At 74.0% G+C, this 22,253-nt stretch carries 17 protein-coding genes, 2 tRNA genes and 2 pseudogenes; 11 read left to right on the forward strand and 10 right to left on the reverse strand.

What is annotated here, in order from left to right; all coding sequences use genetic code 11:
• Positions 1-115: 115 nt before the first annotated feature.
• Positions 116-192 (reverse strand) — tRNA-Pro (locus ACZ6RC_RS12265).
• Positions 193-365: 173 nt separating this feature from the next.
• Here ACZ6RC_RS12265 and ACZ6RC_RS12270 point away from each other — a divergent pair.
• Complete coding sequence (locus ACZ6RC_RS12270) at positions 366-875, forward strand: DUF309 domain-containing protein (protein WP_469581575.1); 510 nt, start codon at positions 366-368, stop codon at positions 873-875.
• A 23-nt stretch (positions 876-898) separates the two neighbouring features.
• Here the strand turns inward: ACZ6RC_RS12270 and ACZ6RC_RS12275 are convergent, their stop codons facing one another.
• The 3 genes from ACZ6RC_RS12275 to ACZ6RC_RS12285 form a co-directional block, all read right to left on the reverse strand.
• Positions 899-2,263, reverse strand: a complete 1,365-nt coding sequence (locus tag ACZ6RC_RS12275) for a cytochrome P450 (protein WP_469581578.1) — start codon at positions 2,261-2,263, stop codon at positions 899-901.
• 98 nt (positions 2,264-2,361) lie between these two features.
• Positions 2,362-2,736, reverse strand: coding sequence for a DUF488 domain-containing protein (locus ACZ6RC_RS12280; RefSeq protein WP_469581581.1), 375 nt, complete (start codon positions 2,734-2,736; stop codon positions 2,362-2,364).
• 50 nt (positions 2,737-2,786) lie between these two features.
• A complete protein-coding gene (locus tag ACZ6RC_RS12285; RefSeq protein ID WP_391135048.1) occupies positions 2,787-3,389 on the reverse strand; it encodes a TetR/AcrR family transcriptional regulator in 603 nt (200 codons plus the stop codon).
• Positions 3,390-3,545: 156 nt separating this feature from the next.
• Here ACZ6RC_RS12285 and ACZ6RC_RS12290 point away from each other — a divergent pair, with 156 nt between their 5' ends.
• The 6 genes and pseudogenes from ACZ6RC_RS12290 to ACZ6RC_RS12315 form a co-directional block, all read left to right on the forward strand.
• Positions 3,546-4,520, forward strand: a complete 975-nt coding sequence (locus ACZ6RC_RS12290) for a phosphatase PAP2 family protein (RefSeq protein WP_469581585.1) — start codon at positions 3,546-3,548, stop codon at positions 4,518-4,520.
• A complete protein-coding gene (locus ACZ6RC_RS12295) occupies positions 4,517-5,800 on the forward strand; it encodes a DMT family transporter (protein WP_469581588.1) in 1,284 nt (427 codons plus the stop codon). Before ACZ6RC_RS12290 ends, ACZ6RC_RS12295 begins: the two co-directional genes overlap by 4 nt.
• A 119-nt stretch (positions 5,801-5,919) precedes the next feature.
• Positions 5,920-6,924: an SPFH domain-containing protein gene (locus ACZ6RC_RS12300; RefSeq protein WP_469581590.1), complete on the forward strand. Its 1,005-nt coding sequence runs from the start codon at positions 5,920-5,922 to the stop codon at positions 6,922-6,924.
• Entirely contained in the window at positions 6,921-7,820 is a 900-nt protein-coding gene (locus ACZ6RC_RS12305; protein WP_469581592.1) for a hypothetical protein, read from the forward strand. Before ACZ6RC_RS12300 ends, ACZ6RC_RS12305 begins: the two co-directional genes overlap by 4 nt.
• Positions 7,821-8,064: 244 nt before the next feature.
• Positions 8,065-8,325 (forward strand): annotated as a pseudogene (locus tag ACZ6RC_RS12310) (GNAT family N-acetyltransferase); the annotation flags it as partial.
• A gap of 261 nt (positions 8,326-8,586) precedes the next feature.
• Positions 8,587-8,928 (forward strand): annotated as a pseudogene (locus tag ACZ6RC_RS12315) (GNAT family N-acetyltransferase); the annotation flags it as partial.
• Between the two features lie 56 nt (positions 8,929-8,984).
• On the opposite strand, the gene ACZ6RC_RS12320 reads toward ACZ6RC_RS12315, so the two are convergent.
• Entirely contained in the window at positions 8,985-9,788 is an 804-nt protein-coding gene (locus ACZ6RC_RS12320) for a hypothetical protein (RefSeq protein WP_469581595.1), read from the reverse strand.
• Between the two features lie 544 nt (positions 9,789-10,332).
• Here ACZ6RC_RS12320 and ACZ6RC_RS12325 point away from each other — a divergent pair.
• From ACZ6RC_RS12325 to ACZ6RC_RS12335, 3 genes are all read left to right on the forward strand, one after another.
• Entirely contained in the window at positions 10,333-12,030 is a 1,698-nt protein-coding gene (locus ACZ6RC_RS12325; RefSeq protein WP_469582823.1) for a S8 family serine peptidase, read from the forward strand.
• Positions 12,031-12,265: 235 nt separating this feature from the next.
• Positions 12,266-15,316 carry an AAA family ATPase gene (locus tag ACZ6RC_RS12330; RefSeq protein WP_469581598.1) on the forward strand — a complete coding sequence of 1,017 codons (3,051 nt, stop codon included), beginning with the start codon at positions 12,266-12,268 and terminating at the stop codon, positions 15,314-15,316.
• Between the two features lie 132 nt (positions 15,317-15,448).
• A complete protein-coding gene (locus tag ACZ6RC_RS12335; protein WP_469581601.1) occupies positions 15,449-16,381 on the forward strand; it encodes a DNA/RNA non-specific endonuclease in 933 nt (310 codons plus the stop codon).
• A 52-nt stretch (positions 16,382-16,433) separates the two neighbouring features.
• Here the strand turns inward: ACZ6RC_RS12335 and ACZ6RC_RS12340 are convergent, their stop codons facing one another.
• Positions 16,434-18,518 carry a SpoIIE family protein phosphatase gene (locus ACZ6RC_RS12340; RefSeq protein WP_453611354.1) on the reverse strand — a complete coding sequence of 695 codons (2,085 nt, stop codon included), beginning with the start codon at positions 18,516-18,518 and terminating at the stop codon, positions 16,434-16,436.
• 234 nt (positions 18,519-18,752) lie between these two features.
• A tRNA-Pro gene (locus ACZ6RC_RS12345) sits at positions 18,753-18,826 on the reverse strand.
• A 580-nt stretch (positions 18,827-19,406) separates the two neighbouring features.
• On the opposite strand from ACZ6RC_RS12345, the gene ACZ6RC_RS12350 reads away from it, so the two are divergent.
• Positions 19,407-20,606, forward strand: a complete 1,200-nt coding sequence (locus ACZ6RC_RS12350) for an acyl-CoA dehydrogenase family protein (protein WP_469581605.1) — start codon at positions 19,407-19,409, stop codon at positions 20,604-20,606.
• A gap of 108 nt (positions 20,607-20,714) precedes the next feature.
• On the opposite strand, the gene ACZ6RC_RS12355 is transcribed toward ACZ6RC_RS12350, so the two are convergent.
• The 3 genes from ACZ6RC_RS12355 to ACZ6RC_RS12365 are packed head-to-tail and all read right to left on the reverse strand — an operon-like array spanning position 20,715 to position 22,253.
• A complete protein-coding gene (locus ACZ6RC_RS12355) occupies positions 20,715-21,284 on the reverse strand; it encodes a GAF domain-containing protein (RefSeq protein WP_391135078.1) in 570 nt (189 codons plus the stop codon).
• Positions 21,281-21,904 carry a GTP-binding protein gene (locus ACZ6RC_RS12360; RefSeq protein WP_391135081.1) on the reverse strand — a complete coding sequence of 208 codons (624 nt, stop codon included), beginning with the start codon at positions 21,902-21,904 and terminating at the stop codon, positions 21,281-21,283. The genes ACZ6RC_RS12355 and ACZ6RC_RS12360 overlap by 4 nt, the downstream gene beginning before the upstream one ends.
• The gene (locus ACZ6RC_RS12365; RefSeq protein ID WP_391135084.1) at positions 21,882-22,253 is read right to left on the reverse strand and encodes a DUF742 domain-containing protein; all 372 of its coding nucleotides are present in this window, start codon (positions 22,251-22,253) and stop codon (positions 21,882-21,884) included. The genes ACZ6RC_RS12360 and ACZ6RC_RS12365 overlap by 23 nt, the downstream gene beginning before the upstream one ends.

Below are 22,253 nucleotides of genomic sequence, written 5' to 3' on the forward strand. Positions count from 1 at the left end.
GACGAGGTCGAAGGGGCGCCCGACGAAGAGCGGGTGGCGACCACCACGGCCCCCGGACACACGAAAGGCCGCCCTCTCATGGATGAGAGAACGGCCTCCGACCTGCGTTTCCGCGTGGTCGGGACGACAGGATTTGAACCTGCGACCCCTTGACCCCCAGTCAAGTGCGCTACCAAGCTGCGCCACGTCCCGGTGCTCGTCCCCTCCCGGTGTTCCCGGTGGGGCGTTGCGAGAGAGACTTTACCCCACTCCGGGGGCCGGATGAGCGCACGGGGTCGGCGTCGCGCCGGGTGGGTGGGGAAGCGACGGTGCAGGTGGGGGGCGTGGCGGCCGCCGGGGTGGGGCGAGGGGGCGACAATGGCGGGGTGAGCCGGACGCCGAGGGACCGCGACGAGGAAGGGCGGGCGCGCAGTGCGCGGCCGCGGGACGGGCTGGGGCGGCCCCTGCCGTACGGGGCGGAGGGGGTGCCCCGGCAGCCGGAGGGGCTGTCGCGCACGCCCCCGGAGACGCTCGCCGAGGCGCAGCGGCTGCTCGACGCCGGGATGCCGTTCCACGCCCACGAGGTCTTCGAGGACGCCTGGAAGACCGGGCCCGCCGAGGAGCGGGATCTGTGGCAGGGGCTCGCTCAGCTGGCGGTCGGGCTCACGCACACCGCGCGCGGCAACGCGCGGGGCGGGGCCCGGTTGTTGCGCCGGGGCGCCGACCGGGTCACGAGCCCTCGGCCGGGCGCGCAGGGACGGTCGTACGGCATCGATGTGGACGGCCTCGCCGGATGGGCGCGCGAACTGGCCGACCGTACCGATCGGGGCGGTGGGGACGGCGCCGGTCCGGTGGTCGACGCCGCCGCCGAGGCGCCGCGGCTGCGCCGGCGGTAGCGCCCTGCCGGCCGGGGTTGGGTTCACCAGGTCAGGTGGAGCGTTTCGGGCGAGCGGTGGATCAGGGTCGGGCTCATCGCCACCTCCTGGCCCTCGGCCAGGCGCAGGCCCGGCAGGCGGCGGGTGAAGAGTTCGAGGGTGAGCCGGAGTTGGGTGCGGGCGAGCCGGGAGCCGGGGCAGCCGTGGGCGCCGTGGCCGAAGCTGACGTGGCGGGTGGGAGTCGCGGGTCGGGTGATGTCGAAGGTGTCGGCGCCCGGATGGCGGGTCTCGTCGCGGTTGGCGGAGCCGTAGGCGACGAAGACGGTCGCCCCCGCGGGAAGTTCGGTTCCGGAGAGCACGACCGGGCGGGTGGTGGTCCGGCGGAACCCCTGGACGGCGGTGTCGTAGCGGGCCGCTTCCTCCACAGCCCCGGGTATCAGGTCGGGCCGCGCGCAGAGCAGCTCCCACTGCTCGCGGTGGCGCAGGAGGTGGAGCAGCGCGGTGCCGATCAGGGCGGTGGTGGTGAGGTGGCCGGCGATGAGGAGGTTCTGCAGGTTGGAGACGAGTTCGGCGCGCTGGTCCTCGGTGAGCGGGCGGGAGCCGGGGAGCGGGCGGGGGCGGCTCCCGGCGGCCGGGCCGTCGTCCGGAGCCAGGCCCTCCGAGGCCGGGCCGTCGTCCGGAGCCAGGCCCTCCGAGGCCGGGCCGTCGTCCGGTGCGAGGCCCTCCGAGGCCGGGCCGTCGTCCGGAGCGAGTGCCGCGACCATCGTCGAGCAGAGGTCGTCGCGTGGCCGGGCGCGGCGGTCGCGGGCGTAGCGGTCGAGGAGGTGGTGGAGGGCGACCACGTCCCGCGCGGCGGCGATCTGTTCGCGTTCCTCCATCGGCCGGAAGAGGAGCTGCTCGGCGCGGTGGCCGCCGCGCACCGCCGTCGGCAGGTCCCGCGGGTCCAGGCCGATGAGCCGGCCGATGACGGCGCCGGGCAGGGCGCGGGCGTACGTGGACATCAGCTCGGTGTGCCCGTCGGCGGCGAAGGAGTCGAGGAGCCCGGTGGCGACCTCGGCGGCGTACGCGGTGAGGGCGGTGACGCGGGCGGCGGACAGGCCGCGGTTGAGCGGAGCGCGGTAGCGGCGGTGGGCGGCGCCGTCGGTGGAGACGACGGTCGGCCGTCTGCCGAAGCCGCCCGCGAGGACGCGGAAGGCGGCGGGCGAGGGCATGACGTCGGGGCGCAGGGCCTGGGCCGAGGAGAAGTCCTCGGGCCGCAGCAGCACCTCACGGACGTCGCGGTCGCGGGCGACCAGCCAGGCGTCCAGTTCGGGGACGTAGGTCAGGCCGTCGGTGCGTCGCGCACGGGCGTAGAGGGGGTACGGGTCGCGTTGCAGCGCGTCGAGCAGCTCGTGCGGTGTCGGGTCCAACGCGGCGCCTCCGGGCGGAGCAGGTGCGGTACTCGGTGCGGTCCGGTCATGGTGACCGGCGCCCGGATCCCGTGGCTATGGCCCGAAAGTGGTGGATGTCAGCCGTCCGGCGCGGCCAGCAGGCGCTCCAGTACGGCGGTGTGGCTCACGGACGGGTCCTTGGCGGCGGTGAGGAGGGTGATCGTGCCCCGCTCGGCGAGACCGCGCAGCCGTTCGAGGGCCTCGGCGGCCGCGGGTTCGGCGAGTTCCCGCTCGTACCGTCCGCGGAACTCCTCGTACGCTCCCTCGGTGCCGTGGTACCAGCGGCGCAGCTCGGTGGAGGGGGTCAGCGCCTTGGGCCATTCGTCGATGTGCGCGTCGGTCTTGGCGAGGCCGCGCGGCCAGAGGCGGTCGACGAGGACCCGTACGCCGTCGTCGGGCTCTGCGGGGTCGTAGACCCGGCGCACGCGGATGTCCGGTGTGGTGGCGGCCATGGCCCCAGGGTGCGGCACGGGGCGGCGGTCCACCTGTCGGAGGCGGCCGATCAGCCGTCGACGCGCAGCGCCGGGAGGAGGACCGCGTCCACGAACGCCCGGAGCGCCGCCTCGTCCGCGAAGCGCTCCTCGAAGAGCTGCTCGACGCGGAGCAGGCCGAGGAAGCTGGGCGCGACGAAGCCGATGGCGGGGTTGTCGGCGTCGATCTCGCCGCGCTCGACCGCCCGCCGCAGCATCGCGTCGAGCGCCGCGACCTCGGGGTCGATGACGGTGTCGCGCAGCGCCTCGCGCAGGTCCGGGTGCCGGGTGTACGCCTGGCTGACCGCTTCCATCAGCTCGGCGTCCCGGTCGCGGCGGGACCCGGCCGCCCGTGCGGCCGCGCGCAGGTCGCCGGCGAGTGAGCCGGTGTCGATGTCGGTGAAGAAGGCGCAGCGACGGTTGGCGAGCGCGGCCGTGACGAGCCGCGGCTTGGTGCCCCACTGGCGGTAGAGCGTCGCCTTGCCGCACTTCGTGCGGGCGGCGACACCCTCCATGGTCACCGCGTCGTAGCCGCCCTCGCGGAGGAGGCCGATCACCGCCTCGTACAGCTCCGTCTCCCGCTCGGGGGTGATCTTGCTGCGGCGGGCTGCGGCGGTCGCGGCCTGCGTGGACATCGGTTTCTCCCGCTTCTCCCGGACAGCGCTCTGCACATACGAGAGTAGGGGGTGCACAATCGAGACGCAAACGTATCGAGACGTTTGCGTCTCGATGAAATCGGATCTAGGCTTCCTCCGTTTGCTGCCGATTTGACGGAAAAAAGGGGCCGCGCCATGGCTGCCGGGATACGCGGGATACGTGGGACACGTCCTGCCGGACCGGGGTCGCCCCCTACCCCCGCACCGGAACCAGGCGCTCGGCACGGGCGGGAGAACCGGCGCGCGACGGCCGCCCTTGACCGGTCGCCGGCTGCCCCGGAGGGCACGGCCGGAGCCGTCCGGCCGCCCCTCGTACGCGAGTTGCTGCTGGTCACCGCCCTGTTCCTCGTCTACAAGTGCGGCCGGCTGTTCGCCAACGGCCACGAATCGCGGGCCTTCCGCAACGCCGATCGCGTGTGGGACGCCGAGCGGGCCGTCCATCTGCCGGGCGAGGGCTCGGTGCAGGCCCTGCTCCTCCACGGCGACGCGCTGGTCCGCGCCGCCAACACGTACTACGCGGCCGTGCACTTCCCGGCCACGGTCGCCTTTCTCGCCTGGCTCTACTGGCGTCGGCCCGGCCACTACCTCTGGTCCCGGCGCGTCCTCGCCCTCCTCACCGCGGCCGCGCTCGCGCTGCACCTGCTGATGCCGCTGGCCCCGCCCCGCATGCTGACCGCCGCCGGACTCGTCGACACCGCGCAGGTGTACGGCCCCTCGGTGTACGGCGCGACACCGCGGACGGACTCGATGGCGAACCAGTTCGCCGCGATGCCCTCCCTCCACTTCGGCTGGGCCCTGATGGTGGCGATCGGCCTGATCGCCGCCACCCGCGGCCGGCTGCGCTGGTGGTGGTTGCTGCACCCCCTGCTGACCCTCCTGGTGATCGTCGGCACGGCCAACCACTACTGGTTCGACGCCCTGGCCGCCGCGGTGCTCCTCGCCCTCGCGCTCGCCGTCGTACGGGCCCCGGGCTCCCGGTCCGCGACCCCGCCCGGATCCGCCACCACGGAGCCCTCCGTACCCCTAGGTCGTGTCCGGAAAGTCCCGCCCACACCCCACCTTCCCTCCGCGCGTACCGCCGCGCCCCGTCCGGCAGGAGCCCTGAGATGACCGGACTCGACGGCACCGTGCTCGCGGTGCTCCTCTCCCTGGTCTCCGCGGCCGGATACGCCCTCGCGGCGGTCGCCCAGGCCCAGCTCGCCGCGACCCCCGCCCCCGCCGGCGGGAACGGCGGCGGCTCCCTGCGCGCGCTGCTCGCGCGCGGCCAGTGGTGGTGGGCGGTCGGACTCAACGCCGCCGGGGCGCTCGCCCATGTCGCCGCCCTCCACTACGGACCCCTGACGCTCGTCCAGCCGCTCGGCGCGCTGACGCTGGTGGCCGCGCTACCCCTGGGCGCGCACCTGGCCCGGCGCCGGGTGACCCGGACGGAGTGGCGCGGCGCGTTCTGGACGCTCGCGGGTCTCGTCGGACTCGTGTCGGTCACCGGCCCCGCCACGCCCGGCGAGGCGCTGAGCCTGCGCGAGGCACTGGTCGTGTCCGCGGCGACGGCCGCGGTGATCGCCGTGCTGGCGTCGGGACGGCGGCACGGCAAAACGCGCGGCGGACACCCCGGGAGCGGGGGCGCCGTCACCCCGGCCCGCGGCAGCGGACTCGGGCACGCCACCGCCTCGGGAATCGCCTCGGGTGTCGCCTCCGCGCTGACGCAGACCCTGACCGCCGCACTGGCGCTCGAACTGCCGGGCGGATCCCTGACCTGGTGGCAGACAGCGCTGGTCGCCGTCCTCATCTCCGGCTTCGCCGTGGGCGGCCTGCTGCTCTCCCAGACCGCCTACCGCGGCGGGCTCGCCGCACCCCTGGCCGTCGTGAACCTCGCCAATCCGGCCGCCGCCGCGGTCATCGGCGTGGCGCTGCTCGGCGAAACGTTTCGCGCCGGGGGCTGGGGGTGGCTGATCGCGGCCACCGCCTCCATGGTCGCGGCGCGGGGCGTGGTGCTGCTGACGACGGGCGCGGACACGACACCGGGAGCGGCTACCTCGGCCCGCGCCGAAGGCCCGGCGATGCAGGCTCCGGCCTCGCCGCAAGTGACTCCGGATACAGTGCCAGCTCCGGCCACGCCGCAAGCAGCTCCGGATACGGTGCCGGTCCAGGCCACGCCCCTGGCGGCTCCGGTCGCGGTGCGCGCGGGCCGCCGTCCGCCGTGGAAGGACTCCGCGGGCCCCAGGCCGCGCCGCGCCCCCGACTCCACCCCGACCCTCGCCCCCGTAGCCCCGGCGCTCTCGGTCGTGCTCGCCACCCCGCCCGGTCTGACGCCCGCCGACAAGGAGCGGCCCGTTCCGCCTCGCCGTACGGACGGGAGCCCGGTGCCCGCCGCCGCGCCGCTCGCCGGCTGACGTCGAGGGGGGCCGGACGATCTCGGCAGCGGAACGAACATCGCCCCCTCCTCCACTTTCGTCATCTTGACGAGAAACACGACACCCCCTATCGTCAACATGACGACAAGGGGGATCCCGTGGCTGACATCACCAAGCGCGCCGGATGGCGCCACCTTCGCTCCGCACCCACCGCCCACATTCGGCACCACCGTCGCGGACGCCTCGTCCACGACGGCGCGGGGCTGAGCTTCTGGTTCCGGTCGCTCTCCGCCGCGCTCTCCGAAGTGCCGGTGAACGACCGGGAGTTGTCCATGGCATTCCATGCCAGGACCGCCGACTTCCAGGACGTGAGCGTGCAGTGCACGGTGACGTACCGCGTCAGCGATCCCGAGGCCGCGGCCGCCCGGCTCGACTTCTCGATCGACCCCGACACCGGGGCCTGGCGGGGCGCGCCGCTGGAGCAGATCGCCACCCTCCTCACCGAGACCGCGCAGCAGCACGCCCTCGACGTCCTGGCGCGCACCCCGCTCGCCGCCGCGCTGGTCGACGGCGTGTCGGCCGTACGGGACCGGATCGCGGAGGGGCTCTCCGCCGAACCCCGGCTGCCGGACACCGGTCTGGAGGTCGTGGCGGTGCGGGTGGTGGCCGTCCGGCCCGAGCCGGAGGTCGAGCGGGCGCTGCGCACCCCGGCCCGCGAGCGGATCCAGCAGGAGGCGGACCGGGCCACCTACGAACGCCGGGCCGTCGCGGTCGAGCGCGAGCGGGCCATCGCCGAGAACGAGCTCGCCAGCAAGATCGAGCTGGCCCGCCAGGAGGAACGGCTCGTCGACCAGCGCGGCACCAACGCGCGCCGCGAGGCGGAGGAGAGCGCCGCCGCCGACGCCGTACGGGCGGAGGCCGAGGCCGTACGGAAGGTGCGGCTCGCCCGGGCCGAGGCCGAGGCGGCGCGCGAGGTCGGCGAGGCGCGCGCACAGGCGCAGGCCGCCTGGCTGCGGGTGCACGGGGAGGCCGACACGGCCACGCTGCACGCGCTGGCGGCGACCCGCGCGGCGGAGAACCTGCCCCGGATCGAGAGCGTCACCGTCTCCCCCGACGTGCTGAACGGGCTGCTCGCGAAGCTGGGCGGCGGGGACGCGTCGTGAGCCTCGCGCCCCGGGCCGTGCTCGTCCACCGCACCACGGAGTACGAGGAGTTGCTCGCCCGGCACGGCACGCACGGGCAGGCCGCGTTCTTCCTCGCCGGGCGCGGCCGCGGCGTGGAGGAGGTACGGGAGCGGCACGAGCGGGCCCGGCGGGCGCTGGCAGAGGTCGCGGGCGCGGTCCCGGCGGCCTGGCGGCAGGCGCGGGTGGAGCGCGCCGATCTGGACCGTTTCCTGTTCGGTCCCGAGGACGTGGTCGTCGTGGTCGGGCAGGACGGTCTGGTGGCCAACGCGGCGAAGTACCTGACCGGTCAGCCGGTCGTCGGGATCGACACCGATCCCGGGCGCAATCCGGGCGTTCTCGTCCGCCACCGGCCGGCGGACGCGGCGGTGCTGCTGCCGGCCGCCGGCCGGGCGCGCGCGGAGGAGCTGACGATGGTGGAGGCCGTCACCGACGACGCACAGCGGCTCCTCGCCCTCAACGAGATCTACGTCGGCCCGCCAGGACACCAGACCGCCCGCTACACCCTGGCCGTCGAGGGTGCCCAGGGGGCGCCGGGCGCCGAGCCGCAGGCGTCATCGGGCGTCGTGGTGGGCACCGGCACGGGGGCCACGGGCTGGCTCCGTTCGCTGCTGCTGCAGCGCTCGAGCCCGCTGCCACCGCCCGCGCCGACCGACCCCCGGCTCGCCTGGTTCGTCCGCGAGGCCTGGCCGTCCCCGGTGACGGGCACCACACGGGTGGAGGGCGTCCTGGGCCCCGGCGACGCCCTCAGCCTCACCGTCGAGTCCGACCGCCTGGTGGTCTTCGGCGACGGCATGGAGTCGGACGCCCTGGAACTGACGTGGGGGCAGACCGTACGAGTGGGGGTATCGGGGACCGCGCTGCGACTGGTGGGGTGAGCCGGGCCCGGCGGGTCGGTGGCCGGCATGTCGAGGGTCGGCGGCCCGCGCCCGACGGCCGGCGTAGCCGCCCGCGTAAGCGGCCGCGCGGGCGGCCGGAAACGATCGCCGTGGACGCGGTCCGGGTCGAAAGGCCCTAGGCTCGGCCCGCTCCAGCCGCCCCCACCGCCCCTACCGCCCCACCAGGCGGACCCGCCTCACCCGCCCCGCCCCTCCCCGGACCCAGGCAGCCGAAGGAACGCCCATGACCTCCCCCGCCCCCGGCCCGCTCCAGGTCTCCCGCGCCACGCTCGACGACTGGGCCGTGGTGCGCGCCTGGGCCGCCGACGAGGGGTGGAACCCCGGGGTCTCCGACGCGCGGGCGTTCTTCGCGCAGGACCCCGAGGGCTTCTTTCTCGGACGGATCGACGGGGAGCCCGTCTCGGCGATCTCGGTCGTCAACTATGACGACCGGTACGCCTTCCTCGGCTTCTATCTCGTCCGCCCCGATCGGCGCGGTCTCGGCCACGGGCTCGTCACCTGGCGGACGGCGCTGGCCCACGCCGGCGACCGGACGGTGGGCCTCGACGGTGTGCCCGCCCAGCAGGACAACTACCGCCGCTCCGGCTTCTCGACGGCCTACCGCACCGCCCGGTACGTGGGCGAGGTCCCCGCCGCAGCCCCGGCGCCGGACGTGGTCCCGGCGGCGAACGTGGACCCGGCCGCCGTCGCCGCGTACGACGACTCCTGCCATCCCGCCTCCCGCCCGCGCTTCCTCGAACCCTGGCTGACCACCCCCGGCCACCGCGCCCTCGTACGGGTCGCCGACGGGCGTGTGGCGGGGTACGGGGTCGTGCGAGCGGCCCAGGAGGAGGCCCGTATCGGGCCCCTGTTCGCGGACACGGCCGGTGACGCCGCGGCCCTCCTGGACGGGCTGGCCGCCGAGGCGCGGGGCTTGGGAGCCGGACGGATCGCGATCGACATGCCGGAGGCCAACCCGGCGGCGGCGCGCCTCGCCCGGGAGCGGGGTCTCGAGCCGACGTTCGAGACGGCCCGGATGTACACGGGGCCGATCAGGCCGGTCGCCCACGAGCGGATCTTCGGAGTGACCACCCTCGAACTGGGCTGACCCGCCTGAACCGAACGGTCCGGGCCCCCGCCCCACACCTCACCGCACCTCGTCCCTCACCAGCGCATCCGCCAGGCGTCCACGATCCAGAAGACGGCGAACCCCGTCCACACGATCGCGAAGGCCCAGACCAGCGGGTTCCCGCCGAACAGGGCCATGGACCCGAGCCATCCGACTCCGGCGGCCACGAACAACCAGCCGAAGTTGGGGAAGGCGAACAGGCCCGAGAGCCGCCCGCTCACCGCGCCCCACGCCCCCGCCGCGAGGATCAGGCAGCCGAGCGCCAGCCAGGGCAGCACCCCGCTCTGCGAGGAGGGCGCGTAGGCATGGGAGTGACCGCGCACCTCCAGCCGCACGACCTCGCCCTTCCAGAGCCGTACCTCGGCGCGGTCGCCCGCCTTGGCCTCCTCGTACGTCTCCGATCCCACCGCCAGCCACGCGGTGCGGCCGGGCCACTCGACCTCGACGTCGTAGTACGTCGTGCAGGTCGTGCCGCCGGTGCCGCCGCCGGCCGTCACCCCGCCCGTCACCGTGCCGCCGGTGCTGCCGCCCGCGGTGGCCATGCCGCCCCCGCCACCGATGGTCATGCCGCCCGCCGTGACGCTCCCACCGCCGCCGCTCGTGCCGTTGGACGTGCAGCGCTCCCCCGTCCGGCGGTCGAGAACCGTGCCCGCCTCGCGCCGCACGCATGCCTCCCCACCGGCCTCGCTGGACCCACTGCCCCCACCGCCCCCGCTCGCGCAGACCGGCGCGTCGCGGTACTCCATCGTCGCGCCGTACCCCTCGGCGACCTGCTGACCGCAGAGCAGGACTCCCCACCCGGCCGCGAGGACGACCAGTCCCCGTAACCAGACGGGCATCCGTCCCCGATACCAACCCCGCCCGTACCCCGTCGACTTCACCCCGCCGTGATTCCCCCGGGACGGGGCTCCCAAGCACCGCCCCTCGCCCTCCCCCCTCCCCCCCTGCGAGGGGTGACAAGGGTTTTCCCCGTATCGGGTTCATCTGCCGGTTCCCTACTGTCTGCCGCACCGGCAGATCCCATCCCCCGAACCACGCCCCCCACAGGAGCTCAGGCCCTGTCAGGTGCATGAGGTGAGGTGGGTCGTGTCCGCCGGTGACGGCCTTGACCCGGGCCGTCGCGCCGGTGGCGGCGCACGGGCCCCCCAAGCCCAGGGTGCAACGGACCGCGACCCCCACTTCGCGCCGGTGTACCCGCGCCGCCGCCACTGCTCCGCACCTACGTCGTGCTTGAAAGGGAACACCTTGAACAGTTCCACGCGGAGAGTCATATCCGTAGTGGTCGCGAGTGCCGCGATCCTCGGTGCCGCAGCCGCCACCACCGGGGTGTCCGCCGCCTCCCCGGCCGCCACCACCCCGAAGCCGGCCCCGGCTTCGCAGGCGATGACCGCGCTTCCCAGCGCTCCCGTCGACAAGGTCATCGTCACGTACAAGACCAGGACCGCCGAGGCCGGTTCCAACGCCGCCGCGAAGAGCGACGCGGCCGCCAAGGGAGCCGAGACCGGCGAGAGCCTCTCCTTCGAGCGCCGCCTGGCCGGCGGCGCCGCGCTGGTGGACCTGGGCGACAGCGCCTCGAAGCAGGACGTGGCCGAGGTCATGGACGCCTTCCGCGCCGACCCGCAGGTCGCCTCCGTCGAGCCCGACATCCGGGCCTACGCCATGGCGGTCACGCCGAACGACACGGACTACGCCAAGCAGTGGGACCTCTTCGAGGCCACCGGCGGCATGAACGTCCCGTCCGCGTGGGACAAGTCGACCGGCTCGGGCGTCACCGTGGCCGTCATCGACACCGGCTACGCCGCCCACACCGACCTGGCGACCAACATCGTCTCCGGCTACGACTTCATCTCCTCCTCGGCCGACGCCCGCGACGGCAACGGCCGTGACGCGAACGCCAAGGACGAGGGCGACTGGAACGCCACCGACAACGAGTGTGGCCTCGGTTCAAAGGCCAGCGACTCCTCCTGGCACGGCACCCACGTGGCCGGCACCATCGGCGCGGTCACCAACAACACCAAGGGCATCGCGGGCATCGCGTACAACGCGAAGGTCCAGCCCGTGCGTGTGCTCGGCAAGTGCGGCGGTTCCTCGGCCGACATCGCCGACGCGATCACCTGGGCCTCCGGCGGCACCGTGCCGGGCGTCACGGCCAACCCCACCCCGGCGAAGGTGATCAACCTGAGCCTCGGCGGGGCCAGCTCCACCTGCCCGAGCGTCTACCAGACCGCGATCAACGGCGCCGTCTCGCGCGGTACCACCGTCGTCGTCGCCGCGGGCAACAGCAACGCCAACACCTCCGGCTTCACCCCGGCGAACTGCTCGAACGTCATCACCGTGGCGTCGACCAGCCGCGAGGGCAACCGTTCGTTCTACTCGAACTACGGCTCCATCGTGGACGTGGCGGCCCCCGGCGGCGAGACCCGCCGCGGCACCGACACCCCGGGCACCGTGACCACCCCCCAGAACGGCATCTACTCCACGCTGAACGCGGGCGGGACGACCCAGGGCGCCGAGAACTACGAGCCCTACCAGGGCACCTCGATGGCCGCGCCGCACATCGCCGGCCTGGCCGCCCTGCTGAAGTCGGCCAAGGGCACCCTCACCCCGGTCGAGATCGAGTCCGCGATCAAGACCAACGCCCGCCCGCTGCCCGGCACCTGCACCGGCGGCTGCGGAACCGGCATCGCCGACGCCACCAAGACGGTCAACGCGGTCACCGCCACGACGCCGCCGTCCGGCACCACCTTCACCAGCGCGACCGACGTCACGATCTCCGACAACACCACCGTGTCGTCCTCGATCGCCGTCACCGGCCGCACCGGCAACGCCCCCGCGGCCCTCAAGGTCGCCGTGGACATCAAGCACACGTGGCGCGGGGACCTGGTCGTCGACCTGGTCGCCCCCGACGGCACCGTGCGCAACCTCAAGGCGTCCTCCTCCTCCGACAGCGCCGACAACGTGGTGACCACGTACACGGTCGACGCGTCGAGCGAGGTCGCCAACGGGACCTGGAAGCTTCAGGTCCGTGATGTGGCCTCGGGTGACACCGGCTACATCGACTCCTGGGGTCTGACCTTCTAACCCCACCTGAACCACCCCCCACATCAGCATTATTGCTGGTCAGCGACGCGCTCGTGGTCTACACCACGGGCGCGTCCTGGCGTGTTGACCGGCACGCGCTGTCCGTATGCCGGACAAGAGGCCTGGACTGCGCCCGTACGCTCCGTATTCTCTGCCCCACGGGGCTCACGGGGCCGGGCCCGAGCGCCGGAGGGTGGTGGACAACGTGACGACAGCGCCGCACCTCCCTGCGGGCGTGGGGGGACCCCCAGCGCCGGTGGGCCGCGAGGAGCTTCTCGCCCGTCTCGAACGCGTACTGCACACACGGGGCCGGGCCCTGCTGACCGGTCCGGCCGGGGTCGGCAAGACCGAGGTCGCCCTCGCCGAGGCCGCCCGGGCCGAGGCCCGCGGCGAGACCGTCCTGTGGCTCCCCACCCTTCCCGCCGACCGTGACATACCCGGTGCGACGGCCGCCGCGCTCGTCGCCTCCGTCGCGGCGACGGTGATCCGGCCCGGCGGGACCGCGCCGACGGCGCCGGACCACGCCACCCCGGACGACGGACCGCTCACCCTCGCGCCGCGCGCCGAATCCCTGACCGGGCAGCCGGCGATACCGGGACAGACCCGCGGCGACACGCCCTCCCCCGGCGGCCCGGACGCACCGCGCCCCACCGGTCCCGAACGGTCCGGAGCCCCCGCGGCCGGCCACGGCCCCTCGTGCACATGCCCTCCGTCCCCCGACGCCCACCCCGTCGCCGCCCCCGCCCCGGACACCCGCCTCGGCACCACCGCCTCCGGCGTCTTCGACGGGCTCCCCGGGCCCCAGCGGACCGCCGTCGCCATGCTCTGCCGCGAGGCCCCGCTCCACGAAGGCGGCTGGGACCCGATCGCCCTGCGCCTCGGCATCGCCCAGATCCTGCGCGCGCTCACCGCCCGCGGCCCCGCCCTGCTCGTCGTCGACGGAGTCCAGCACATCGACGCCGACAGCGCCGACCTGCTGCGCTTCGCCCTCCATCTCGCGCCGCCCGCGCTGCGGGTCATCGCCGTCGAGACCCCGGAGGCGTACGGTTCCCAGGACGCGCACGACACCGACCTGTGGGTGCCGTCCGAGGCCGACATCCTGCTTGTACCGCCGCTGCAGGCCGACGAGATCGCCGAACTCCTCATCCACCACCGGCTCCCCTCCCGGATGGCGGGGCGGATCCACAAGGCGAGCGGCGGCAATCCGCGCCTCGCCCTCGCCGTGGGCCGCTCGCTGGCCGACGCCCGCACCCCCGTCCACCACGCCGAGGCGCTCACCCTCTCGGGCCGGGCCCGTGACCTGGCCCGGCAGCTGCTCGGCTCCGCGCCGCCCGCCGTCCGCGAGACCCTGCTGCTCGCCGCGCTCGCCCTGCGCCCCACGGCCTCGCTGATCCGCCGGGCCGGCCGCCCGAACGCGGAGGCGGACCTCGCGGCCGCCGAGCGCGCCGATCTCGTCTCCCTCGCCGAGGACGGCACGGTCACCTTCACGGCCGGCCTGCTGCCCTCGACCCTCGTCCACGACGCCTGCTGGGCCGAGCGCAGCGCCGGACACGCGGCGCTCGCCAAGGTCGTGGACGACTCGGTCGAGGCGGTACGCCACCGGGCGCTCGCCACCGACATCCCCGACGAGGCGCTCGCGGCCGAGGTCGCCGCCGCGGCCGATCTCGCCCGCCGCCGGGGCAACAGCGCCCTCGCCGCCGAACTCGCCCTGCTCGCCGCCGGATCCACGCCCCTCCAGCACGGACCGCAGCGCATCGTGCGGCTCGTGGACGCGGCCGAGGAGGCCGCCCGCGCGGCCCGGGCGGACCTCGCGATGCGGGCGGCCACCGATCTGCTGGCCCGCGACGCCGCGCCCTCCGACCGGGTCCGCGCCCGGCTCGCCGTCCTCGACACCGCGGGCCAGGGCCTGACCGGGCTCGACGAGATGTACGTGCACGCCATGGAGGACTCCGAGGGGGACACCGCGCTCCGGGCGGCGGTCCAGCTCCGACTGGCCGTCAAATACGTGCTGGCGGACGGCGATCCGCTGCGCTCACGGGCCGCCGCCGTCGAATCGGCCGCGCTGGCCGCCTCGATGGGCGACCCCCGGACGGCCGCCCAGGCCCTCACCGTCCAGGCGCGGATGGAGCGGGCGCTGGGTTCACCGGACGCCGAGTCGGTCCTCGCGCAGGCGCGTGGTCTGGAGACGGCCGAGCGCCCGCTCGGAATCCGCAACGCCGCCCAGATCCTGACGATCCGTCATGCGCTCTTCGACGACCGTCTCGGCGACGCCCGCGACCAGCTGAACGCCCTGCTGCCGCTGGTGCAGCGCCGCGGTTCGGTGGAGGACACCATCGAGCTGTTCTCCACCCTGGCGGCGATCGAGTCCCGGATCGGGGCCTGTCCGGCGGCCCTCGCGCACGCCGGACAGTCCCTCGCGCTGACGTTGGAGGCCGGGCTCTCCCCCGGCCCCGCCTGGTACACGCTGGCGCTCGCCGAGGCGGCCGGCGGCAGCTTCGGACGGGCGGCGAGCTACGCCCGGCGCAGCGTCCAGGCGTCGGAGGAGGAGGGGGACCGGGTCTTCCTCTCGCGCAGTCTGTACGCGCTCGGCCGCGTCCAGCTCGTCAACGGCGACGTCGCCTCGGCCCTGGAGACGCTGCGCCGGGTGCAGGTCAACGAGCGCGCCCAGGCGAACGTCGACCCGTCGATGCTCCGCTGGCACGAGGAGCTGGCGGAGGCGCTGCTCGCCAACGACGCGCAGCGGGAGGCGGTGGAACTGCTGGACGAGGTGCGTCCGGTCGCGGAGCGCCTGGGCCGTACGACGGTCCTCCTCGGCTGTGACCGCGCGTACGCCCTCTCGCTCGCCGCGGCCGGGAAGACGGACGAGGCGGCGCAGCTGCTGACCCGTACCGCCGAGCGGTTCGGGGAGGCGGGGCTGCCGCTGGAGCGGGGCCGGGCGTTGATCGCCCTGGCCAGGGTGGAGCGCAGGCGCCGCCGCCGGTCGGCGGCGCAGAGCGCGCTGCAGGCCGCGGCCGCGGTCTTCGAGCGGGCCGGGGCCGCTCCCTGGCTGGCCCTGACGAGCGAGACCCGGGTCGGGGAGGCCGGGGAGGACACCCTGCCGGCGCTCTCCTCGCTGACGGACGCGGAGTTGCGGCTCGCCCGGCTGGTGGGGCAGGGCGCCAGCAACCAGGAGGCGGCCGCGAAGCTCTATCTCAGCGTGAAGACGGTTGAGGCGCGGCTGACGCGGATCTACCAGAAGCTCGACGTCCGCTCCCGGGCCCAGCTCGCGACCGCGCTCCGCGGCTGAGGCGGCGGGGCGGCGGGGCGGCGAGGGACGATCCGGCGGGGCGGCGAGGGCGCGAAGGGCGCCGGGGCGTCTGAACGAGTGGCCTGCGGCCCGGCGCCGACCGCGGCCCGCCGTGCGCGGTACGTACTCCGTATGAACCCGACCGACCCGCCGTCCTTTTCGCAGCCCCAGCCGCCGTCCCCGCGGGCGGGCGGCCCGCGCCGTGACGCGCTCGCCGACCGGACCGGTTACGACGAGGCGTTCCTCGGCCCGGTCGTGCCGCTGGCGCTGCCCGCCCGCACGTCGGTCGAGACGGTGGTCCTGCCGTACACGCACTTCACGGTGGTCTTCCGCCCGGACCGGCGGCTGGCCGCCTCGGCGGCGGTCTGCATCGAGGGGCGTCGGCTCATCGAGGACGCGGCCCGCGACGACCTGTGGGAGCTGGACCCGCGGCTGCCGGAGGAGCGGCAGGCCGGGTTCGACCTGTACCGCAACAACGGTCTGGAGCGTGCCCAGCTGGTGCGGCGGCAGGATCCGGTGTGGGGCACGGTCGCCGAGGCCGGCCAGGCGCACACGGACACGTTCTTCTCCCCCAACGCGGTTCCCCGGGCCTCGCACCACGCCCCTTCCCCGGCCGACGAGCTGGTGCAGGGCAGGAGGCTGTGGCAGGGTCTGGAGACGTATCTGATGGATCACGTCGCCGCGTTCGACCGCCGGCTGTGCGTGCTGACGGGGCCGGTGCTGCAGGACTCCGATCCGCCCTACCGGGGTGTGCAGGTGCCGTTGCGCTTCTGGAAGGTGGTCGCGTTCATGCAGGACGGGGCGCTGGCGGCGACGGCGTACGTCCTCGATCAGAGTCCGGACCTGGGCCGGGACGCGGAGCGGGCCCTCGCGGGGGCGAAGGCGGGCGCGCCCCCGCCGCTCGGTCCTTTCCGGGCGTACCAGGTGCCGGTCTCGGACGTCGCGGAGATCACGGAGCTGGAGTTCGGGCCGCTGCCCGACGTCGATCTGATGCCGCCGATGCGGGCGCCGGAGGACCGCTGGCGGCGCCTGGAGTCCTTCGACGACATCGCGATGCAGGGCTGATCCGGCGCGGTCCCGCGGGCCGTACGGGGCCGGGTGCGGCGGTCCTCCGCGTTCAGGGGCCTTCGGCGCCGTTCCCCGGGGCGGCCTCGGCGATGAGCAGGGCGATGTCGTCGTGGCTCTCGGGGTCGGGCAGGGCGGCGAGGAGGCGGTCGCAGGTGGTCTCCAGGGGCAGCCGGGCACCGGTGATGTGGCGGAGGAGGGCGTGCATGCGGGTGTCGATGGCGTGGCGGCGGGCCTCCACCAGGCCGTCGGTGTAGAGGAAGAGCCGGGCTCCGGGCGGCAGGGCGACGGAGGTCGTCGTGAAGTCCACGTTCTCGGCGGCGCCCAGGGGCGCCCCGGTGGGCAGTTCGAGGAGCGCGGGCTCCTTGCCGGGCAGCAGCAGGGCGGGCGGGGGGTGGCCGGCGAGGGCGATGTGGCAGGTCTCGGCGTACGGCGCGCAGAGGGCGTAGACGCAGGTGGCGATGGTCTCCTCCAGCTCGCCGGTGAGCTGGTCGAGGTGGCGGAGGATCTCGGCGGGCTGGAGGCCGAGCCGGGCCAGGGTGCGGGTGGCGGTGCGCAGCTGCCCCATGGTGGCGGCGGCCTTGATGCCGGAGCCCATGACGTCGCCGACGACCAGGGCGGTGGTGCCGTCGGCGAGGGGGATGATGTCGAACCAGTCCCCGCCGGCGTGGCCGGCGGCTCCGGCGGGCTGGTAGCGGCAGGCCACGTTCAGGCCCGGCGCGTCGGGCGGGGTGCGCGGCAGGAGATGGCGCTGGAGGGTGGTGGCCGCCTGGAGCTGGGTCTGGTACCAGCGGGCGTTGTCGATGCAGACGGCGGCGCGCGCGGCGAGCTCCTCGGCGAGGAGGATGTCGTCCTCCGTGAAGGGCTGGGGGTTGCGGGCGCGCTTGAGGTCCAGGGCGCCGAGGACCTCGCCGCGGGCGATCAGCGGGACGGCGAGGTAGGAGTGCAGGCCGGCGTGGGCGAGGAGGTCGGCGGCGGGCTCGTCGCGGGCGACCTGCGGCAGGTCCTCGGGGCGGACGTGGGCGAGGTGGACGGTCCGACCGGTGGCGACGCAGCGGGTGACCAGGCGGTCGGCCTCGTAGCGGGTGATCTCGCCGACGGGGTCGGCGGCGTCGGCGGCGCTGGTGGGGTAGGCGGTCTTGACCGCGAGGGCCCGGAAATGGGCGGGGGCGGAGGCGTCGCGGTTGGTGCTCCGGGCCTGGATGACCGAGTCCAGGACGTCGACTGCGGCGACGTCGGCGAGGTCGGGGACGACGGTGTCGGCGAGCTCGCGGGCGGTCTGTTCCAGGTCGAGGGTGGTCCCGATCCGGGTGGAGGCGTCGGCGATCAGGGCCAGCCGCCGGCGGGCCTGGGCGCTGCGCTGGTCGGCCCGGTACTGCTCGGTGACGTCGATCATGGTGACGGCGACGCCGATCACCCGGCCGGTGGAGTCGTCGAGCCGGAAGTACGACACCCGCCAGGCGCGGGCTCCCGTTCCGGGGGCCGGGGCGCGTTCGGTGGCGGCCCGGCTGAGCAGCGGTTTCCCGCTCTCGAGGACCTGGCGCATCGCCGCTTCCACGTCGGTGCGGTCCTCGAAGGGCAGGTGCTCGGCGGCCGGGCGGCCCAGGCAGTCGTCGGCCGGCCGGCCGGTGATCCGTTCGAGTGCCGCGTTGACGAGGACGAGCCGCAGATCGGTGTCGGCGACCGCGACTCCCGTCGGGGACTGGGCGACGAGCTGGGCCGAGAGGGCGAGGTTCCGTTCGATGCCGCTGACGACGGTGTGGTCGGCGGCGATCCCGAGGGCGTACCGTGCGCCGTCGCGGTCGGTGAGCCGCATGTTGCGGAATTCGACGAGCCGGGTCGACCCGTCCCGGTGCCGGACGGGGAAGACCCCGGCCCAGTTCCGTCCGCCCCCGATGACCTGCTCGAAGAGGTCGAGGACGAAGTCGGCGTGCTCCTCGGGGACGAGCAGCCGGCCCGCGTACCGGCCGAGCGCCTCCTCGGCGCTCCAGCCGAAGAGCTCCTGCGCCTGCGGGCTCCAGAGCCGGATGGTGCCGTCGGCGTCGAGGACCACCGCCGCCACGCCCAGGGTGTCCAGCAGGCCTCCCGGCTCGGACGGTGTGGCCGCCCCGAAGGTGCCAGCCGCGTCCGCGTCCACCTCAGGTCTCCCTCCGTCCACCGGCCGCCGGAGGCCTTCTCCGAGGAGTACCCGGCCGGGCCCGTGGGCCTGGCTCCGGGCCCGACAGCTTCTATCGTCCTCCGGGACGGCCGCCCGGGCAGCTCGGCGGACGGGTGATCATGGGTGGCCGGTACTCCGCGGACGGCCCCGCACACACGTCAGAGGCCGTGCCGGATTTCTCCGACACGGCCTCTGACCTGCGACTCTTACGAGTCGGGACGACAGGATTTGAACCTGCGACCCCTTGACCCCCAGTCAAGTGCGCTACCAAGCTGCGCCACGTCCCGAGCCCCGCTGACCTGGGGTTTCCCCCGGCCGAACGTGCATGAGAACAATACCGCACTTCTCCGGGTGGTCACGAACCCCTTTCCGGCCGCGCCCGGCGCGCACGCGCCGGAGTGCGCGCCCGTCACTCCCCGTGACGCGCCCCGGCGCCGCCCCGCACACCCGTGCGCCGCGCCGGGACCCGGCACCGAGGGTTCGACCGCCCGCCGGGCCCGGGGCGCCGGTGTCATCCGGCCGCGCCGGGGGCGCCCGGGGAGTACTCCGATGGTGAAGAGGGGGCGCGTGAGACGGGCTCGGGCCTCTTCTCGTCATATACCCCTGAATCGAGTGCCGTTGGCATGTGGCAGAAAGATGCCCACGGGGAATGACCTGGTGGCCGGACCGAGCAGGCCAAGACCACACGAAACACAGGCACATTCAAACGTCAACCACTCCGTTTTCAGACAAACTCCGTGGCGATATTGCTCCGCTCCCGAAAGATCAACACCATGAAGTGGTCGGCCTGTTCGGGACGGGACCACTGCCGATGCACCATCTGCTCGAACATCCGAACGAGCAGGCGTTTCGCAGGGGAGGACTCGTATGGACAGCTATTTCAGCAGCCGACTCCATCATCGACTCAGGGAAAAGGTGCGGGACTTCGCGGAGAGTGAGGTCCGGCCGCGAATACCCGCCATGGAGGCGTCCCGCTCGGTTCACCATGAACTCTCCCGGCTGATCGCCGCGCAAGGCTGGCTGGGGGCGACGATCGGCGAGGAATACGGCGGTATGGGCGCGGGACATCTCGCCAAGACGATCATTATCGAGGAGCTTTCCCGGGTCAGCGGAGCCATGGGCGCTATGGTCCAGGCCTCGCAGCTCGGCACCGCCAAGATCGTCCATTTCGGCAGCGACGACCAGCGCAAGACCTGGCTTCCGGCCATCGCGGCCGGTGAATGCCTGCCGACCATCGCGGTCACCGAGCCGGAATCCGGCGGCCATGTCCTCGGCATGACCGCGAGCGCGGTCCGTGACGGCGACGACTACGTCCTCAACGGCAGCAAGGTGTTCGTCGGCAATAGCCATGTGGGCGATTTACACGGCGTCGTGGTCAGGACCGGCCCTGGTTCGAAAGGGCTCACGGCCTTCCTGGTCGAATCCGATCGCCCGGGCTTCCGGACGGGACCCCAGCAGCCCGCCATGGGCCTGCACGGCTTCAGCTTCGGCGAGCTGGTCTTCGAGAACTGCCGCGTCCCGGCCTCCAACCGGCTCGGCGACGAGGGCGACGGCCTGTCCGTGGCGTACTCCTCCAGCGTGCTCTACGGCCGTGCCAACCTCACCGCCGTCTCGCTCGGCATCCACCAGGCGATCCTCGACGAGACCACCCGCTTCACCATGGACCGTCACCGCTACGGCAAGCCGCTGCACGAGCTGCCCACGGTCAAGCTCAAACTGGGCCAGATCCAGTCCCGGGTGATGACCGCCCGGATCCTCGCGTACCACGCCGTGCACCTGCTCGACCGGGGGCAGTCCTGCGACGCCGAGCTGATGAACGCCAAGCTGGTGAACGTCGAGTCGGCGCTCGACTCCGCGCGCAACGCGATGGAGATCCACGCCGCGGCCGGGCTCTTCACGGACCGCCCGATCGAGCGCTATCTGCGCGACGCGCACCACATCTTCGCGCCCGCCGGCACCTCCGACATCCAGCTGCTGCGCCTCGCGGAGGTCGCCCTCGGGACGGCCAAGGGCAGCTGGTCGGAGAAGCTGTCCGGGCTGCTCCGGCTGGAGCCCGCCCACGCCTGACGGCACCGCGGCCGTGCCCCGGCGCGGCCGGTCAGGCCCTCCGCACACCACAGCGCCCCGGCACGGCCGCCTGCCGTGCCGGGGCGCTGTCGCGCGTCGCTCGGCCGGTCAGATCAGCCCCTCCTCGCGGCGGTGGATCTGTTCCACCAGCTCGGCCGCCAGGGTCTTGATGGTCTCCAGACCGGCCCGCCCCCACGGCCGTACGTCGGTGTCGACCACGCAGATCGTGCCCAGCGCCACGCCCGTACGGTCGATCAGCGGCGCTCCCATGTAGGAGCGGATGCCGATCTCGTCCACCACCGGGTTCCCCGCGAAGCGCGGGTAGTCGCAGACGTCCTCCAGGACGAGGGCCTTGCGGCGCACCACCACGTGCGGGCAGTAGCCGTGGTCGCGGGCCATGAACCGGCCGACGTTCCCGCCGGCGGCGGCCGCGCCCAGGTCGCTGCCCGAATGGGTCCCTGCCGGGGTGTGCAGACCGGCGAAGAACTGCCGGTTCTCGTCGATGAAGTTGACCATCGAGTACGGCGCGCCGGTCACCTCCGCGAGCCGGTGGGCGAACTCGTCGAAGGCCGGCTCGGGCCGCTCCCCCAGTCCCAGTTCGCGCAGGCGGCGCACCCGCGTGGGCGCCTCCCGGTCGACGGGGGTCAGCAGCATGTGCCCGGTCGGGTCGTAGGTCATGACGGTGCTCCGTAGCTCGGCACGGGGGCCGGGATGGTGGTGAGCAGATGCTGGACGAGGGTGAGCAGCGTACGGATGCCGGCGCTGGAGATCCGGGCGTCGCACAGGACGACCGGGACCTCGGGCTTGAGGTCGAGCGCGGCCCGCACCTCGTCCGGCTCGTAGCGGTAGGCGCCGTCGAACTCGTTGACGGCGATCACGAATCCGATGCCGCGCCGTTCGAAGAAGTCGACCGCGGAGAAACAATCCTGCAGACGGCGGGTGTCGGCGAGGACGACCGCCCCGAGCGCGCCTTCGGAGAGCTCGTCCCACATGAACCAGAAGCGCTCCTGGCCCGGGGTGCCGAAGAGGTACAGCACGTGGCGGTCGTCGAGGGTGATCCGTCCGAAGTCCATCGCGACCGTGGTGGTCGTCTTGGACTCCACGCCCTCCAGGCTGTCGGTGGCCGCGCTGACCTGGGTGAGCAACTCCTCGGTGCTCAGCGGTTCGATCTCGCTGACCGCGCCCACGAAGGTGGTCTTGCCGACGCCGAAGCCGCCCGCCACGAGGATCTTCAGCGCGGTCGGGAACGGGTCGGACGCGAAACTCTCGTGGCGCTCAGAGCCGTTGTCGTAGGCCATCGAGCACTGCCTCCAGCAAGGAACGGTCGGTGGGGTTGGCGTGGAAGCGGGGCGCTCGGGCGGTGAGCGCCCCGCAGTCCACGAGATCGGAGATCAGGACCTTGGTGACGACCGCCGGGAGCCGTAAGTGCGCCGCGATCTCCGCCACCGAGGTGGGCCCGTCGCACAGGCCGAGGGCCAGGTTGTGCTCGGGGCCCATGTGGGGCTGGGGGGAGGAGCCGGTCGCCATCACCATGGAGAGGAGGTCCAGCGCGGTGGTGGGCTTGGTCCGGCCGCCGCTCACGGTGTACGGCCGGATCAGCCGGCCCGCGGCGTCGTCGAGCCAGGGGCCCTCCTGCGGGGACGTCAC

It is taken from the genome of Streptomyces sp. NPDC048353 (genome assembly GCF_055587165.1).